Here is a 3,017-nt window from a genome sequence, read left to right as displayed (position 1 = left end):
CAACTACCTCGAGAACGATGTCGGCATCGAGAACCCCACGTCCAGCCGCAAGCCGATCCACGACCACACCAACCAGGTGAAGGCGTTTGGCGATGTCTCCTACCTGATCAATAACGACACGCGCCTGAGCTTCATGTTCGGCGTCACCAATAATCGCTTCGAGATCCCGAACAATCCGGGCCAGACGCCCCAGTTCGGCTACCTCGACGTGACCAACTTCGATTCGGCGCAGTTGGACGAGCGCCAGCAGGAGAAGACGCGCTTCGGCGTCCTCAGCCTGCAGGGCAAGATGGGCTCGACCGCGTACCAGGTGTCGGCGGGCGAGCGTTACAGCAGCCTGGACTTCACGCCGGACGACATCGGCGACCTGATGTTCAACGGCATCGCCTCCGATGTGCGTCGCGCCAACCGCGCGTCGACTCTGCAGGCCGACTTCTCCACGCCGCTGGGCGACAATCACACGCTGCGCTACGGCCTGTACGGTTCATTCGAGCGTGCGTCGTCGAGCAACGATTCGCTGGTCTTCCCGGCCGATGGCGACGGTAACCAGACCTCGACCACGCCACTGAACATCCTCGATTCCAGCCGCATCCTGGCGCGCACCTATGCGGTGTACCTGCAGGATGAATGGAGCATCGGCGACAAGTGGACCGTGAACTACGGCGTCCGCGGCGATCGCTACGAAGCCTTCCGCACCGAGAGCCAGCTCAGCCCGCGCCTGGGCCTGGTCTACCAGCCGACCGACAGCACGACCATCCACGCGGGTTACTCGCGCTACTTCACGCCGCCGGCCAGCGAGCAGATCAGCCCGACCTCCATCGCGAAGTTCGCCGGCACGACGAATGCGCTGCCGGACAATGGCGACGATACGCCGCTGGCCGAGCGCTCCAGCTACTACGACGTGGGCATCTCGCAGAAGATCGGCGACAAGTGGACCGTGGGCCTGGACAGCTACTACCGCAAGGTCTCGCGTATCCAGGATGAAGGCCAGTTCGGTACGGCGCTCGTGTATTCGACCTTCAACTACGACCAGGGTCGCATCAAGGGCGACGAGCTTACGGTGAACTACACCGATGGCGCGCTCACCGCGTACTTCAACTTCGCGTACAACCGCTCGGTGGGCAAGCGGATCATCACGGGTCAGTACAATTTCAATCCCGACGATCTCGCTTACATCTACAACAACTACATCCACCTCGATCACGACCAGAAGTACACCTCGTCGGGCGGCATCAGCTACGCCTTCTCCGAGGGCACCCGCGTGGGTGCGGACTATCTGTTCGGTTCGGGCTTGCGTCGCGACGGCGCCGTTCCGAACGGCGATACGCTGCCGGGCTACTTCCAGCTCAATCTCAGCGTGGCGCATGACTTCGACCTGACCAGTGTCGGTAAGACCCATGCCCAGCTGGCCCTGGTCAACGCACTGGATCGCACCTATGAAATCCGCGATGGCTCCGGCATCGGTGTGGGCGCGCCGCAGTTCGGTCCGCGCCGTGGCGTCTTCCTGTCGTTGCAGCAGGATTTCTGATCGGCCCCGGATGCCGCGCCCCTGAAGCGGGGCGCGGCATCCGTTATCCTGATGGCATGAACGCCAAGCTTCCCGAACCCGGCGCCKACGAGCGCGCCCACTCCGATCATCTCGCCGCCCTCCTGCGCGAGGAGATCGCCTCCCACGGCCCAATGCCTTTTTCGCGTTTCATGGAGCGCTGCCTGTACACGCCGGGCCTTGGCTATTACAGCGCGGGCAAGGCCAAGTTTGGCGCGGACGGCGACTTCGTCACCGCTCCGGAAATCGGCACGCTCTTCGCCCGTTGCGTGGTCCGCGCCTTCGAGCCTGTCCTCGCCTCCCTGGGTCCCGACGCCGATTTCCTCGAGCTGGGCGGCGGTAGTGGCGCCTTCGCGGAAGCCGCGTTGCTCGCGCTCGACGCCGCGGGTCGGTTGCCGCGTCGTTTCATGATCCTCGAACCCAGCGCCGACCTGCGCGAACGACAGCGCGAGCGGTTGCATGCCGCCTTGCCGGCGGCGTTGTTTGCGCGCGCGTTATGGCTCGATGGGCCACCGGAGCAGGACTGGGACGGTGTGCTCTTCGCCAACGAAGTCATCGATGCGTTGCCGACCACGCGCTTTACGGTTCGTGATGGCGAGGTCTATGAAGAATACGTGGTCCTCGACGGCGACGGGCGCTTCCATCGGACGGACCGGCCGGCCGATGTATTGGTCAGTGGCGCCGTCCGCCATGTCGAGCGCGATCTAGGTCGTGACTTCGAGAACGGTTATCGCACGGAGATCCTCCCGCAGTTGCCCTACTGGATGCAGGCCGTGGCAGGCTCGCTTCGCCGTGGCGCGATGCTGTTCGCCGACTACGGTTACACGCGAGGCGAGTTCTACCTGCCGGAACGCACGGACGGCACGCTGCGCGCGTTCTATCGCCATCGCATGCACGGCGACGCGTTCTATTTACCCGGTCTGCAGGACCTCACGGCCTCGGTCGACTTCACCGGTCTTGCCGAAGCGGGCAATAACGCCGGCTTCGGTGTCGCCGCGTACATGCCGCAGGCCCCGTTCCTGATAGCCGCGGGCATGCAGGAGTTCTTCGAGAACGATTACCTGATGCTCACCGATGAAGCCGCGCGCTACAAGCTCGCCCAGGAAGTGAAGAAGCTGACCTTGCCCGAACAGATGGGTGAGCGGTTTCAGGTGATGTTATTTGCGAAGGATATCGAGGCCTCGGCCTTGCCCGAAGGCATCCTCGCCGCCGACCAGGGCTCCCGCCTGTAACCCCTGCGGACCATGCTGTTGTAGATACTCTCTTGGCCGTCAAGCGTTCTTGAGGTGTTCAGGGCTGAAGAGCTTCGAGGTATCGAAGTTCTCGTTGTTCTGCAGACAGGCCCACAGGCCTGTCAGGTACTTACGCATGACCGCCGTGAGGGCTTGGCGCTTCTTCTTTCCACGGCGGACGAGTTGCTCGTAGAAGGCCTTGGCCAAGGGGTCATGCCGGACGGCGACCAGGGCTGGCA

Annotated in this window: 2 protein-coding genes and 1 pseudogene; 2 read left to right on the top strand and 1 reads right to left on the bottom strand. The window is 63.4% G+C overall.

The annotated features are described in order from the left end of the window. Together AC1DT2_RS19455 and AC1DT2_RS19450 are read left to right on the top strand one after the other, a co-directional pair. Nucleotides 1-1,528, top strand: a 1,528-nt coding sequence (locus AC1DT2_RS19455; protein ID WP_477298120.1) for a TonB-dependent receptor, incomplete at its 5' end; no start/stop codon positions are given. 56 nt (nt 1,529-1,584) lie between these two features. Continuing rightward, the gene (locus AC1DT2_RS19450) at nt 1,585-2,778 is read left to right on the top strand and encodes a class I SAM-dependent methyltransferase (RefSeq protein WP_477298119.1); all 1,194 of its coding nucleotides are present in this window, start codon (nt 1,585-1,587) and stop codon (nt 2,776-2,778) included. Between the two features lie 39 nt (nt 2,779-2,817). Here AC1DT2_RS19450 and AC1DT2_RS19445 read toward each other — a convergent pair. Next, nucleotides 2,818-3,017, bottom strand: a pseudogene (locus AC1DT2_RS19445) (hypothetical protein); the annotation flags it as partial.

This window comes from Luteibacter sp. P4_E6, from assembly GCF_056401535.1.
The sequence above is the reverse complement of the archived record's forward strand: the minus strand, read 5'-3'. Positions and strand labels throughout refer to the sequence as shown.